Source organism: Clostridium sp. LIBA-8841 (assembly GCF_057782475.1).
In genome coordinates this window covers 310,001-324,652 of sequence record NZ_CM173488.1, presented here as the reverse complement: position 1 = coordinate 324,652, position 14,652 = coordinate 310,001, and the positions used below count along the sequence as shown (strand labels likewise).

The 14,652-nt window shown below is 31.4% G+C and carries 9 protein-coding genes, 1 tRNA gene, 2 rRNA genes and 1 riboswitch; of the genes, 2 read left to right on the top strand and 10 right to left on the bottom strand.

Going from position 1 to position 14,652, the window contains the following annotated elements; all coding sequences use genetic code 11:
* Positions 1-51 precede the first annotated feature (51 nt).
* A riboswitch (cyclic di-GMP riboswitch) is annotated at positions 52-134 on the bottom strand.
* Between the two features lie 419 nt (positions 135-553).
* On the top strand, positions 554-2,929 hold the full coding sequence (locus AC2A4K_RS01400) for a sensor histidine kinase (protein ID WP_322505337.1): 2,376 nt from the start codon (positions 554-556) through the stop codon (positions 2,927-2,929).
* 111 nt (positions 2,930-3,040) lie between these two features.
* Here the strand turns inward: AC2A4K_RS01400 and AC2A4K_RS01395 are convergent, their stop codons facing one another.
* From AC2A4K_RS01395 to AC2A4K_RS01370, 6 genes are all read right to left on the bottom strand, one after another.
* Positions 3,041-3,622, bottom strand: coding sequence for a hypothetical protein (locus tag AC2A4K_RS01395; protein WP_322505338.1), 582 nt, complete (start codon positions 3,620-3,622; stop codon positions 3,041-3,043).
* Between the two features lie 244 nt (positions 3,623-3,866).
* Positions 3,867-4,427: a hypothetical protein gene (locus AC2A4K_RS01390; protein WP_322505339.1), complete on the bottom strand. Its 561-nt coding sequence runs from the start codon at positions 4,425-4,427 to the stop codon at positions 3,867-3,869.
* 96 nt (positions 4,428-4,523) lie between these two features.
* Positions 4,524-5,300, bottom strand: coding sequence for a sulfite exporter TauE/SafE family protein (locus AC2A4K_RS01385; RefSeq protein WP_322505340.1), 777 nt, complete (start codon positions 5,298-5,300; stop codon positions 4,524-4,526).
* Between the two features lie 82 nt (positions 5,301-5,382).
* Positions 5,383-5,580, bottom strand: a complete 198-nt coding sequence (locus tag AC2A4K_RS01380) for a heavy-metal-associated domain-containing protein (protein ID WP_322505341.1) — start codon at positions 5,578-5,580, stop codon at positions 5,383-5,385.
* A gap of 72 nt (positions 5,581-5,652) precedes the next feature.
* The gene (locus tag AC2A4K_RS01375) at positions 5,653-8,310 is read right to left on the bottom strand and encodes a heavy metal translocating P-type ATPase (RefSeq protein ID WP_322505342.1); all 2,658 of its coding nucleotides are present in this window, start codon (positions 8,308-8,310) and stop codon (positions 5,653-5,655) included.
* 803 nt (positions 8,311-9,113) lie between these two features.
* The gene (locus AC2A4K_RS01370) at positions 9,114-9,383 is read right to left on the bottom strand and encodes a metal-sensing transcriptional repressor (RefSeq protein WP_322505343.1); all 270 of its coding nucleotides are present in this window, start codon (positions 9,381-9,383) and stop codon (positions 9,114-9,116) included.
* A 204-nt stretch (positions 9,384-9,587) separates the two neighbouring features.
* On the opposite strand from AC2A4K_RS01370, the gene AC2A4K_RS01365 reads away from it, so the two are divergent.
* On the top strand, positions 9,588-10,166 hold the full coding sequence (locus AC2A4K_RS01365; protein WP_322505344.1) for a hypothetical protein: 579 nt from the start codon (positions 9,588-9,590) through the stop codon (positions 10,164-10,166).
* A 133-nt stretch (positions 10,167-10,299) separates the two neighbouring features.
* Here the strand turns inward: AC2A4K_RS01365 and AC2A4K_RS01360 are convergent, their stop codons facing one another.
* The 4 genes from AC2A4K_RS01360 to AC2A4K_RS01345 form a co-directional block, all read right to left on the bottom strand.
* Positions 10,300-10,929 (bottom strand): LbetaH domain-containing protein, encoded by a 630-nt coding sequence (locus tag AC2A4K_RS01360; protein ID WP_322505345.1) that lies wholly within the window; start codon positions 10,927-10,929, stop codon positions 10,300-10,302.
* A 421-nt stretch (positions 10,930-11,350) separates the two neighbouring features.
* Positions 11,351-11,426 (bottom strand) — tRNA-Phe (locus AC2A4K_RS01355).
* An 11-nt stretch (positions 11,427-11,437) separates the two neighbouring features.
* Positions 11,438-11,555: ribosomal RNA gene (gene rrf, locus AC2A4K_RS01350) — 5S ribosomal RNA — on the bottom strand.
* A gap of 54 nt (positions 11,556-11,609) precedes the next feature.
* Positions 11,610-14,514, bottom strand: a 23S ribosomal RNA gene (locus tag AC2A4K_RS01345).
* Positions 14,515-14,652: the final 138 nt, after the last annotated feature.

Genomic DNA, 14,652 nt, shown 5'->3' with positions numbered 1-14,652 from the left:
TAATTTTTTTAGATTAAAATAAAAAAACCGACTAACTTTATAAAAAAATTTATAAAGAATAGTCGGTTGCATCACTAACTCAATATATCCCAGATGCCCAAATACAGGATATATGTCATCATTACTATCTATACGTTAATTCAGTTATTTTTAATTCCCTTTAACTTTTAGAACTTATTAAAATTAAGTTTCAAATTAAAACTTATCTATAAACCTATTGTATAATATATCATGCATTTTGTTTTGTCAATTTAAATTTTAACATTTATTTTAAATTATTAATTTTCAACAGTAACAAATAATAGGTATTATATAGTATAACCTATCAATTTCTATGCTATTAATAAAAAAAGATTTTTTATTAATTTTAATGTTTTATTTCATAAAATTATCAATAATTTCAAATAAAAAAAGAGTGCTCCAGAAAAAAAATTGTATTGGTTAAATATAATACTTTTTTAACTTAGTGTAAAAATTTGTATCTAGGTATGATAAAATCTAAAATATACGATAAAATATAAGTTCGAAACTCTTATATTAAGGAGAGCAAAACATGGATAACAAAATATTTTTTCATATTTTTAATGATGATAAAAACAAGTTTGAAACAAGAAAAACAATAAAATTTTCTATTCTTATAGTTTTTTCTATGTTCTTTATATTTTTACTTGATTTAATATATAAAATTTTTAATGAACCTATTACTACAGTAACTCCTACTGCTACTATGCCAACTTTTTCTTTGCATTTAACTCTAATTTTAGGTGCTATGGCTTACATAAGTTCACTTATATATTATTCAAGTACGAAAAAAGATGATTTTTTTATAATTTCTCTAATATATATGAATTTATCTGTAGAACTTTTAATTACTAAAGGACACAATTTAATAATATTTGATAAATTCATCTTTATACATTCATTGTTTAGAATTTTTATATTATTTTATGTTGCTTTTAATAAACATGGTATTCCAAAGATTATTACCAAACATAAAATTATTACTTCTATCTCTGTGTTTATATTTTCAACTATAATACCAATGGTTAACTATAAAATTTTTTCTAACAATCCATTTATCAAAGATGTATATTTCTATATTATTTTCATGACAATAATAGTTATTTTATATTTTATAGCATGTATATTTATATCAATAAAAAGCTTAAAAGATGGTGAATTGATTTACTCATTTATAGTTGCTAGTATGCTTTTGATTTCTCTTAGAGGCATATATTGGATCTGTGAGGTTGTATTTCCAAATATAGCTTCATCAAAGTCAAATAATATAGTTCTTCTATTGACTATTTTATCTTTCTTATTAGCTATAAGTGGAGTATTTAATGAAATAACCACAAAAAATAGGAGAAGTTCTTTACTTCAAAAAGAACTACAAGTTTTTTATCACCTTGTAGAGTTTAATACTAGTAGTTCAATAATTTTGTATGATGATACAAAAAAAGTTATATACACTAATAAAGCATTACGTGAGCGATATTGTAAATCAACTAACTTAAAATCTCAACTTAAAGAAATAGAAAGACTATTTGATGATGCTGTATTTGTAGGAAATGATAATGAAAAAACAGCTATTGATTCTCTTTTTAATAAAGGTGATTGGGAAGGCAAACTTATTTTAAAAAACAACAAAATAGTAAGTCTTTATATACAAATACTTAATGTTGAAAATAAAAATTACTATGCCATTAACCTAAAAGATATAACTGACGAATATACATTAACTCAAGATATTCAGAGAAATGAACAGTTATTAAGCTGCATAAACAATAATATTCAAGACTTAATAATAAGCATAGATAATAATGGAATAATTACATATGTCAATGACTCAGTTTTAAATACATTAAACTATACATATGAAGAGATTTCTGGAGTTTCAATTAGAAATCTTTTAGGCAAAAATGATGAAATACTAAATCAATTAAAATTAGGAGAAGACGATAGTATTAAATGTAAACTTGTAGGTAAACATTCCTTTGTTTACGTTGAATCTACAATTCGTAATTTAATTGATAATGACGGTGTTCCTTATGGAAAAGTTATTGTAGCAAAAAACTTAACTTCTAAAAGAAGACTTGAAAACTTAGCTGTTAAATTTAAAGAAGCAAAAGCTTATGAGCAGGTAAAAAATGAGTTTTTCGCGAATATATCTCATGAACTTAGAACTCCACTTAATATCATCTATTCTACAGTACAATTATTAAACTCAAAGCACGAAAAAGAACCTGATGGCTTTAATAATTTCTATGAAAAATATAAGAGAGGATTAAAGATGAACTGCTATAGAATGCTTAGATTAATAAATAATCTTATTGACGTTAGCAAAATTGAAGTTGGCTTTTTAAAAGCTGACTTTACTAACAGAGATATTGTTTTATTAGTTGAAAATATAGTTTCATCAGTTATTCCTCATGCAGATAATAAAAATATAAACATAACTTTCGATACTAATGTTGAAGAAAATATAATTAAATGTGATTCTGTAAAAATAGAAAGATTGATTCTTAATCTACTTTCAAACTCAATAAAATTCACTTCTAGTAATGGTGAAATATTCGTGGATTTAAATGTATCAGAAGATTGGGTTAAAATAAGTGTTAAAGATAATGGAATGGGAATTCCAAAGGAAATGCAAGCATCTATATTTGATCGGTTTGTTCAAGCAGATAAATCTTTAAAACGAAGAAATGAAGGTAGTGGAATAGGTCTTAGTATTGTAAAATCAATTTCTGAACTCCATGATGGTAAGATTGAACTTATCAGTGACGGAGTATCTGGAACAGAGATTATAGTATGGCTTCCAAATAAAAAATTAGATTATACTGAAGAAAGCAATAATCTAATTGATTATATAACAGATGATAAAAATATCGAATTAGAACTTTCTGATATTTATGAAGTACATTAAGGAAAGTATATGAAAATACCTCAAAAAACTTATAAATAGATTTCGAGAATTACTAGATATTCTCTTCATGCTATTTATAAGTTTTATTATTGAGTTATGATACAAACTCTTTTATGCATTACAACTCTCTTTTATTTTAATTGAACTTACCTCATCTCTAGTTAAGGTTTTTAGGTTATTATAATTAATAAGATAAAAATAATTGTACAGTTTTCTAAGTTTATTTAAATATTCATAACTTCTTTCTGGAATATCAAAACTAATCTTTGTTTCTTCTTTTTCCGCTGCATATTCTACTTTAAAATCTTCTACTTGAGGAAATTTTAAAAGTCCTTTAAAAGTTATTTGTCCCCTAACAAATTGATGACCTGAACAAGAGTATAAAGTTTTTATATTCGGCTGAGTATTTAGGAATATTATTAAGTCTTTTAATTCTACATCTATAGCTAATCTACTATCAAATCCACATTTTTTTGTTTCTTCTTCACTTAAAAGAATTGATCCCCTTCTCAACTCTCTCATGTAATAGTTGTATGCTTGTATTAAATCAAAATCTTCTTCAGAAACTTCTGAAATTCTACCTCTAATAAATTCAGGCAAATTACCACGTTCTCTTTCTAGCTTTAGTTCAGTTATAATCTTAAGTGCTTTAAAGATTTCTTCGTTAGAATAATTTTCTAATAATTTCTCCATTTTAACTTCCCCCAATTCAATAACATAACTATATCTATGTAGATTTTTAATTACTTTTGTAAATATTTACCATATAATTAGTATATATGTTTTCCTTATAAAAAGAAAATCGCATTTTAGCCCATTTATTCAAATTAGAAAGATTTAAATCTTATTTTCTTTAATTTTGAATTTAATTGTAAATATTTTACAATTAAAACAAACAAAAAAGTTGCTAATCCTACTAGACTAGCAACTCCTTTATTTATTTAATCTTTTTATATATTATTGGATTAACACATCCAAATGTAACTTTTCCATTTTTCTCGAAAATTTCACTCACATAAAGAGTTCCATCTTCAGTTCTTTCTTTTAATTTAAATGTTGTTTCAGGTGTGAAATGACTTATGCTTTCACCTTCAAAACCATTATCTTTAAATGTATATGTCATAGGAGTAAATTTCTCTGAAATCTGTAGTTCATTATAATCCATCACTAAAGACTCATTATCATTTCTAAAATCTTCTTTAGATATTCCTTTTGGTAAATCATAAGAAGTTAAAACAACATTTCCCTCTTTATCCTCTGTAAATAAAAATAAGTGTGGCAATATATTTTTAAAATTACCTTGCTCATAATAGCTTTCTTCAATAACAAAGAAACCATGGAATCCCTTTGGAAGATTCTTTATTTTACCGTTACAAATTCCTGTTATATGCTTTGCCTTAGGATGAGTAACCTTTCCCTCTTCTAATTCTTTGTTTATTTGCTCAGCATTATTAAATTCACCACATAAATAACTTAAAAATAATTCTAAATTTTTCATAAGAACTCCTTCTTTCAGATTTATATTTTATCTTATTTATCTATTTAATTATTAAAACAAATAAATATATATATTACATTAATTATTAAGTGAAAGCTACATTACATGACCAAAACGTTTTATTAATATTAAAATTATTCCAAAGAATATTAAGAAAACCCCTGATACTTTATTTAATTTAGCATCATTAACCTTATTAGCAAATTTAGCTGCTAATCTTGAAGATATCAGAGCAAATATTCCACAAATAATAAGTCCTGATACATCAGTTCCTCCATGAACTATATGTGTGACAGCTCCTGTCAATGCAGTAAATGCCATTATAAAGACGCTTGTACCAACTGCTGTTTTTAAATCATAACCCAAAATACTTGTTAGAACAAGAAGTAACATTACTCCTCCACCTGCTCCTATGGCTCCACATATTATACCTACAAGGCCTCCCCATAGTATTGATAAAACTATTTGCTTCTTCTTACTTCTATGCTCAATCTTTGAATCATCCTTAGCCTTAATAGGTTTAAATATCAATTTTAATCCTAATAAAATTGTTGCATATACTGATATACCTCCTAAAATATCATTAGGTATATACTTACCAAAATAGCTGGCAATATAGGTGAATAACATTGTTGATGCCATCATTATTATACCATTTTTTATATCTATATTTTTATTTTTATAATAAGTATAAGCAGAAACACTAGCTGATATAACATCAGCGGCTAAAGCAATTCCTATAGCTTTATAAGCGTTAACACCTAAAATTACTACTAAAATAGGAGTTACTATAGATGCTGCTGATAGCCCAACGAGTCCGATACCTATACCTGCCAATATCCCTGCAATTATAAATACTATTATATTGACCATTAATACCCTCTCCTCTTCACAAAAACTATGGGAATTATATAAAACTTAACTTAATTAGAGTCTTATATAATCCCCACTACAATTATTTTATAGATGTTACATCGTATCCCATATCTTCTATTGCATCTTTTATCTCTTGGTCAGAAGCATCACCTTCAACAGTCGCTTTACCTACCTCTACATCAATTTTAGTTAACCCTTTTACATCTTCAAGTGCTGATTTAACGTGATTAACACAGTTTTGACATGACATTCCTTCAATTGTTATTATTTTACTCATTACCGTCACACTCCTAAAAATATATATTTTTATCACACTATAAATAATTAATAGTGTGATAATATTTCTAAGTTAATTATATTTAGGTTTAAAAGTTTTTAATCTTAGGGCATTTAATAATACTGATACAGAACTAAAGCTCATTGCTAATGCTGCAAGCATTGGGTTTAGTAGTGGACCACCAAATAAATGTAATCCTCCCATTGCTATTGGAATACCAATACCATTATAAATTAAAGCCCAGAATAAATTTTCTTTAATATTAATCATTGTTTTTTTACTTAATTGAATAGCTCCAACAACATCTAATATATCACTTCTCATAAGTACTATATCTGCTGATTCCATAGCTATATCAGTACCTGATCCTATTGCCATTCCTATATCAGCACAAGCAAGAGCTGGAGCATCATTTATTCCATCTCCGACCATTAATACTTTTTTACCTTCATTTTGAAGTTCTTTTACTTTTTCAGCTTTCTGATGTGGTAATACATCTGCCACAATTCTATCTATTCCAATATCTTTTGCTATAGCCTTTGCTGTTTTTTCATTATCACCAGTAACCATAACAACTTCTATTTCCATTTTATGAAGCTCTTTAATAGCCTTCTTGCTTGTTGGTTTTACAGTGTCTGCAACAGCTACTATTCCCTCTAAAATTCCATCTATAACTATAAACATTGGTGTTTTACCTTGTTCTGCTAATGATTGTGCTTTTTCTACTAAATTTCCAAATGCTATTTTCTTATCTTCTAAAAGAGCTTTATTTCCTAATAAAATATCTTTTTCTCCTACTTTAACTTCAATTCCTTTACCAGGAATAGCTAAGAAATCTTTAACTTCGAAAAGTTCTAACCATTTTTCTTCTGCAGCTTTTACTATTGCCTCACCTAAAGGATGTTCAGAGGCTTTTTCAGCTGACGCAGCTAAAGCCAAAATTTCATCCTTTGAATAATGATTAGATAAAACATCTGTAACTATAGGTTTTCCCTCTGTTAAAGTCCCTGTCTTATCAAAAATTACTGTATTTATACTAGCAGTGCCTTCTAACGCTTCACCACTTTTTATTAATACTCCATTTTCTGCACCTTTTCCAGTACCAACCATAATAGCAGTTGGAGTTGCTAGTCCTAATGCACAAGGACAAGCTATTACTAATACAGAAATAAATATTGTTAATGAAAATTCTAATCCTTCTCCACCTAAAAAGTGCCATGATAAAGCTGATAAAATTGCTAAAACTATTACTACTGGAACAAAGTATCCTGCTATTACATCGGCAGTTCTCGCAATAGGCGCCTTTGATCCTTGAGCATCTTTAACAAGTTTAACTATTTGAGAAATTACTGTGTCTTTTCCAACTTTAGTAGCTTTATAAATTATTCTACCGTTCTTATTTATACTAGCTCCATATACTGTATCCCCTGCTTTTTTCTCAACTGGAATACTTTCACCAGTTAACATACTTTCATCAACTGAGGTATATCCTTCTACAACCTCTCCATCAACCGGAAGTTTTTCACCTGGTTTTACAACTATTAAATCTCCAACCCTAACATCATCTATAGATACAACTTTTTCTTCTCCATTAACTATTATTGTTGCAGTTTTAGGAGCTAAACCCATAAGTTTTTTTATTGCATCTGATGTTTTTCCTTTAGTTATAGCCTCCAAGTATTTCCCAAGCATAACCAAAGTTATTATTGTAGCTGCTGACTCAAAATATAATTCATGGACATAATGAACTTGTCCTATTTCTATCTTATAAATAGCAAATATTCCATATAAATAAGCCGCACTAGCTCCAATGGCTATTAATGTATCCATATTAGGACTTCCTATAAAAAGACTTCTAAATCCAACAATAAAGAATTGCTTTCCACAAATAAATACTGCTGTTGTTAAAACTAATAAAATAAGAGCATAGCTCATTGGGCTAATATTAGGATCCATCCATGAAGGTAACTTCATTCCCATCATACTTCCCATTGCAATTATAAATACTGGTATTGTAAAGATAGCTGACCATATTAATTTACGCTTCATAGAACTTAATTCAGTATTTTTTGCATTTTCATGTTCGTCATTAACATTTGTTTCTGGATCTACAAGTTTATATCCTAACTTTTCAACCTTTGCTTTAATTTCTCTTGTTCCAACCTTGTCGGAATCATAATTAAAAGTAACTGTTTCGGCTGCAAAATTTACACTTACATTCTCTACACCATCCATTCTATTTAGTGCCTTTTCAATGGCTGCTGCACAGGATGCACATGTCATTCCTTCAACTTTATAAGTCAATTGTTTTTCATCGTCTTTAAGCTTATATCCCAGCTTATTAACTTTATTATTGATATCCTCAAAAGAAACCTTGTCTTTGTCAAACTCAACATTTAAAGTTTCTGTAGCAAAATTTACATTTGCATTTTCAACCCCATCAAGTCTACTTACACCTTTTTCGATGGCCGCTGCACAGGATGCACATGTCATTCCTTCAACTTTAAATATTTCTTTCTTAGTATTATCTTCTACAGAATAACCTAATTTTTCGACTTTTTGTCTTATTTGTTCTAAGTTAACCTTATTATTATCATAGATTACTTTTAATTCCTCTGTGGCATAATTAACATTAGAACTTTCGACTCCATCCATTTTACCTACAGCTTTTTCAATAGCTGCTGCACAGGATGCACAGGTCATTCCTTTTACCTTGAGTATTCGTTCCATACTTCTGCCTCCTTGGTTACTATTAATTTTTTTGTAAAATTAATAAAATAGCAGGTTAATCTTCATCCCATCCTAAGTTTGCTTTAAGCTACTCAAAACACAATATTTTGAACCTCTCAAAACAACAGATCCAAATAACTTTATATTTTCTATAAAATTAAATGCATCATTAGAATTCCGTTTATATTTTATTTTTCTATTAACATAACAGGTTTAATCCATAACTTATTCTAAATTTGCTTTAAGCTGCTCAAAATATAATATTTTGAACCTCCAAAAACAATAGATTTAAATAACTTTATATTTTCTATAAACTTGTTTAAACCATTAGAATTTATGTACTTAATTTATTACTTAAATAATAGATTAACTATTTAAATTTATTCTAAATTCGCTTTAAGCTACTCAAAATACAAATTTTGAACCTCCAAAAACAACAGATTTAAATAATTTTATATTTCTATAGAATTATTTAAATCATTAGAATTTATACAATTACTTTATTACTTAAATAATAAATCACCTATTTAAATTTATTATTTATTCTAGATTCACTTTAAGCTGCTCAAAATACAAATTTTGAACCTCCAAAAACAACAGATTTAAATAATTTTATATTTTATATAGAATTAAATAAATCATTAGAATTTATGTACTTACTTTATTAATTATTTCAATTTACTGTTTATTCCAAATTCGCTTTAAGCTGCTCAAACCATATGTTTTGAACCTCCAAAAACAACAGATCCAAATAATTTTATATTTTATATAAAATTAAATACATCATTAGAATATTATTAAATTTATTTATCTATTAGCTTATTTAATACACTTAATATTTCTTCTATCTTTTCTTCTTTAGATTCATTATTTTCAAAAGCACCTTTAACACAGTTATGCATATGTTGCTGTAATATTAGTTTATTGGCTTTTTTTAATAATGCTTGAGAAGCCATTATTTGATTAGAAATATCAATACAGTACCTCTCATCCTCAATCATTTTAATTATTCCTTCTACCTGTCCCTTTGCAGTTTTTAAACATTGTAATGCTTTCTTCTTTTCTGTATTCATTTGCATCACTCCCTATATATTTCACATATGACACCCCCTCTGGGTGACTGTAATTATATAATACTCCTCCCATTTTCTTCTGTCAATATATTTTTGAACATTTTGTTAACTATATTAACATTTAATTAATATGCATACTTCTATTATAACCTCTAAAGTATGTTAAAATTGTCTTATAACCTAATAAGGAGATAATTTAAACTTATGACTAAATTGTTAATAATTCCATTCACTTTAATTATATTATTCTTATTAATATTTGCTTTTAATAAAAATTATAAATATAAAAATCTTCTACTTTTATTTGGAATAATCATTATTTTTTCTCTCTCAATAGTGCTTATAAAACACCCATTTTCTCAATCAAACATTTTAAAAAGAGAAGAATCAAGTAATAATTTAAACTCAGATCTACCTTTAGATAATAAGGGAAATTTAGATAACTCCCTTAATAATAAAAATATTGGAGATAACGATAAAATTAGAATAATAATTTCTGATACCGTAAAAAAAGAATTCGGAGAAAATTTTAAATATACAAAAGATTTAATTGAAAATGGTACAAATTCCTACACTATTTCTCTTTTATTTGATGATACTAATTATAATAAAGAGCAATGTATTAATTTTATAAAGACTTTGAGTAGTAATCTAAAAAGCTTTGTTAGTATAAACAGAATAGAAGTTTTCTTTACTAATAATTTAAAAATAAAATATTCCTTAAGTATAGATAATTTTAATAAAGAACAAGAAAATATAAAAATAAAAGAAGATTCATTTTAATTGAATCTTCTTTTTTTAAGCTATATTCTAGTTGAATATTGATTTTTAAATAATCACTAAGATATTATTACATTCCTATCTAAAAAACATGCGTAATCAAAAAAACATCTATTTTTATACTCTTTAAATATTATTAATAGACTAAGCTTCCTGTTTTTATATATCTGTTCTTTTCTATATTGTTATTTGCTAAAACTGTTGTATTAGCTTCAATATAAGCACACTCATTAATATTAACATTACTATCAATATTACTGTTCAAAGCTATAAAAGAATAATCTCCTATTTTCACATTATTTCCTAAAGAACACTTTTGTTTTAAAATAACATGTTTTCCAATATTCAAATTTCCAATACTAATCAAACCTGGATATATAACAGATCCTTCCCCTATATTGCTTTCATTAATATATTTAGTATCAGGGTGAATAATAGTAGCAAACTTTATCTTATTATTTAATTTCTTTTCAATCTCTTTTTTTAGTTCACAGTTATCTACTGCTATAATTGTGAATAACTCATTCTTACTCTCTAATCTTTTTAAAAAATAAAATTTATCTCTTTTTCTATTTTCAAAATAATCACACATCGAATCTAAAGAACCTAAAACATTATAACCATCAATAATTTCTTTTTCCTCATCATTTTTAAGACTTATAAAGCCTAATATATTCCATGTATCCCTATTTAAATTTATGCATTCAATTATTTTAACAATTTCTGTCCCTATATTTTCAGTCCCAATTATAACGATATCCTTCATTTAAACACCCCATCAATCATTTAGAATATTTCTATCATATTAAAACTATTTTATTGAACAACTTTTAATATTAATTTATTTATTAAAGAGTATTAAAAGTAATATTTATTTATTCATAACTAAAATTATTTTACAATTTATGTATATTAATTATATATTTGTCCATAATTAAAATATCCACGATTAATAAGTAGAAAATTTCTTAGTTTTGTAGTAATTAATGATACTTCCCCCATAATATCTTTAATCACTTCCCCTTTTGTTTGTACAAACTAAGAATCTACTTATTGTGGATTTTCTAATTAATAAGGACTATTTAGAAGATTTATTTACATAATAAACTTTCTAAATAGTCCTTTTATAGTTCAATAATATATAATTTTCAAAATAAAAAAAGCTTAGTGAAAATTCACTAAGCTTTTGGTGGCTCGAGCAGGAATCGAACCAGCGACACGAGGATTTTCAGTCCTCTGCTCTACCGACTGAGCTATCGAGCCATAAAATAAAAACCTGGCGACCACCTACTCTCCCACACAGTCTCCCGTGCAGTACCATTGGCTTCTAAAGGCTTAACCGTCGTGTTCGGAATGGGAACGGGTGTTACCCTAAAGAACATCATCACCAGATGTTTTAGAAAGATTTTTGTTCTTTCAAAATTGCACATATTTAATTTACTATATTTGGTCAAGCCCTCGATCTATTAGTATCGGTCAGCTGAACATGTTACCATGCTTACACCCCCGACCTATCAACCTTGTGTTCTTCAAGGGATCTTACTAGCTTACGCTATGGGAAATCTCATCTTGAGGTTGGCTTCACGCTTAGATGCTTTCAGCGTTTATCCATTCCCGACTTAGCTACCCAGCTGTGCTCTTGGCAGAACAACTGGTACACCAGAGGTCAGTCCATCCCGGTCCTCTCGTACTAAGGACAGCTCCTCTCAAATTTCCTACGCCCGCGACGGATAGGGACCGAACTGTCTCACGACGTTCTGAACCCAGCTCGCGTGCCGCTTTAATGGGCGAACAGCCCAACCCTTGGGACCTACTTCAGCCCCAGGATGCGACGAGCCGACATCGAGGTGCCAAACCTCCCCGTCGATGTGGACTCTTGGGGGAGATCAGCCTGTTATCCCCGAGGTAGCTTTTATCCGTTGAGCGATGGCCCTCCCACGAGGTACCACCGGATCACTAAGCCCGACTTTCGTCCCTGCTCCACTTGTGGGTGTCGCAGTCAGGCTCCCTTCTGCCTTTGCACTCTACGAACGATTTCCGACCGTTCTGAGGGAACCTTTGGGCGCCTCCGTTACTTTTTAGGAGGCGACCGCCCCAGTCAAACTGCCCACCTAACAATGTCCTGTGACCAGATTCATGGCCGCCAGTTAGAATTTCAGTACTGTCAGGGTGGTATCCCAAGGATGACTCCACCAAGGCTGACGCCCTGGTTTCCTAGTCTCCCACCTATCCTGTACAGACAATACCAAAACTCAATGCTAAGCTACAGTAAAGCTCTACGGGGTCTTTCCGTCCAATCGCGGGTAGCGAGCATCTTCACTCGCACTACAACTTCGCCGGATTTACAGTTGAGACAGTGCCCAAGTCATTACGCCATTCGTGCGGGTCAGAACTTACCTGACAAGGAATTTCGCTACCTTAGGACCGTTATAGTTACGGCCGCCGTTTACTGGGGCTTAAGTTCACACCTTCGCTTGCGCTAAGTGTTCCCCTTAACCTTCCAGCACCGGGCAGGCGTCAGCCCCTATACATCAGCTTACGCTTTAGCAGAGACCTGTGTTTTTGCTAAACAGTTGCTTGGGCCTATTCTCTGCGGCCTACTCTCGTAGGCACCCCTTCTCGCGAACTTACGGGGTCAATTTGCCGAGTTCCTTAACTGTAATTCTTCCGCCGGCCTTAGGATTCTCTCCTCACCTACCTGTGTCGGTTTGCGGTACGGGCACTACTTCTCTCTCTAGACGCTTTTCTTGGCAGCGTGGAATCATGTACTTCGGTTCCGTAGAACCTTCCCCATCACACCTCAGCATTATGAAAGCGGATTTGCCTACTTTCACTGCCTAAATGCTTAGACTAGCATCCAATAGCTAGCACACACTATCCTCCTGCGTCACGCCATCGATAATAACGATGGTAGTGGTACTGGAATATCAACCAGTTGTCCATCACCTACGCCTTTCGGCCTCGGCTTAGGTCCCGACTAACCCTCAGCGGACGAACCTTCCTGAGGAAACCTTAGGTTTTCGGCCTGTGGGATTCTCACCCACATCTCGCTACTGATGCCAACATTCTCACTCGTAACCAGTCCACCGCTCCTTACGGTACGACTTCAGCCCGGTTACGACGCTCTCCTACCGCTTGAACTAAGTTCAAGCCCGTAGCTTCGGTGGTAAGTTTAGCCCCGTTACATTTTCGGCGCAAGATCTCTCGACTAGTGAGCTATTACGCACTCTTTTAATGAGTGGCTGCTTCTAAGCCAACATCCTAGTTGTCTTAGAAATCTCACATCCTTTCCCACTTAACTTACACTTTGGGACCTTAGCTGACGATCTGGGCTGTTTCCCTTTTGACCACGGATCTTATCATTCGTAGTCTGACTGCCGAGCTCAAAGTATGTGGCATTCGGAGTTTGATAAGGTTCGGTAAGCGCTATGCCCCCTAGCCCATTCAGTGCTCTACCTCCACTACTCATACTCGACGCTAGCCCTAAAGCTATTTCGGAGAGAACCAGCTATCTCCGGGTTCGATTGGAATTTCTCCGCTATCCACAGCTCATCCCATGCTTTTTCAACAGCAACGTGGTTCGGTCCTCCACGAGGTTTTACCCTCGCTTCAACCTGGCCATGGATAGGTCACCCGGTTTCGGGTCTACGGCATGCAACTAGTCGCCCTATTCAGACTCGGTTTCCCTTCGGCTCCGTACCTTAAGTACTTAACCTTGCTACATACCGTAACTCGTTGGCTCGTTCTACAAAAAGCACCTCATCACCCTCATAAGGGGCTCTGAGCGGTTGTAGGCATACGGTTTCAGGTTCTATTTCACTCCCCTCCCGGGGTTCTTTTCACCTTTCCCTCACGGTACTGCTTCACTATCGGTCATCAGGTAGTATTTAGCCTTGGGAGGTGGTCCTCCCTGCTTCCCACAAGGTTTCACGTGTCTCGTGGTACTCTGGATCATAACTCGTGGTCTTCTCGTTTCACTTACAGGACTATTACCTTCTACGGTGGAGCTTTCCAGCTCTCTTCAGTTACAATAGCCTCCACTTTTATGTTATGTCCACAACCCCGGAAACAAGTTTCCGGTTTGGGCTCTTTCCCTTTCGCTCGCCGCTACTAAGAAAATCGATTTTTCTTTCTCTTCCTCCAGGTACTTAGATGTTTCAGTTCCCTGGGTTACCTTCATTAAGCTATGTATTCACTTAACGATACATGGGGTTTCCCATGTGAGTTTCCTCATTCGGAGATCTTCGGATCTCAGGCTATGTGCGCCTACCCGAAGCTTATCGCAGCTTATCACGTCCTTCATCGGCTCCTGATGCCAAGGCATTCACCATACGCCCTTTGTAGCTTGACCTATATTAGTTATAGTTCTCATTTTACAAAGAATAGAAATTGGTTTGCCAATTTGGCTTGTTGTTTTCTATAAATTAAATTATGTGCAATTTTCAAAGAACAATTTTGAGAGATAGTCTCTCAAAATTAAACAGAGATA

Excerpts from the sequence above, each read along its gene's own strand:
- AC2A4K_RS01360 (WP_322505345.1), bottom strand. The coding sequence starts at position 10,929 with ATGAAGGATATCGTTATAATTGGGACTGAAAATATAGGGACAGAAATT.
- AC2A4K_RS01365 (WP_322505344.1), top strand. The coding sequence starts at position 9,588 with ATGACTAAATTGTTAATAATTCCATTCACTTTAATTATATTATTCTTA.
- AC2A4K_RS01375 (WP_322505342.1), bottom strand. The coding sequence starts at position 8,310 with ATGGAACGAATACTCAAGGTAAAAGGAATGACCTGTGCATCCTGTGCA.
- AC2A4K_RS01370 (WP_322505343.1), bottom strand. The coding sequence starts at position 9,383 with ATGAATACAGAAAAGAAGAAAGCATTACAATGTTTAAAAACTGCAAAG.
- AC2A4K_RS01390 (WP_322505339.1), bottom strand. The coding sequence starts at position 4,427 with ATGAAAAATTTAGAATTATTTTTAAGTTATTTATGTGGTGAATTTAAT.
- AC2A4K_RS01400 (WP_322505337.1), top strand. The coding sequence starts at position 554 with ATGGATAACAAAATATTTTTTCATATTTTTAATGATGATAAAAACAAG.
- AC2A4K_RS01385 (WP_322505340.1), bottom strand. The coding sequence starts at position 5,300 with ATGGTCAATATAATAGTATTTATAATTGCAGGGATATTGGCAGGTATA.
- AC2A4K_RS01395 (WP_322505338.1), bottom strand. The coding sequence starts at position 3,622 with ATGGAGAAATTATTAGAAAATTATTCTAACGAAGAAATCTTTAAAGCA.
- AC2A4K_RS01380 (WP_322505341.1), bottom strand. The coding sequence starts at position 5,580 with ATGAGTAAAATAATAACAATTGAAGGAATGTCATGTCAAAACTGTGTT.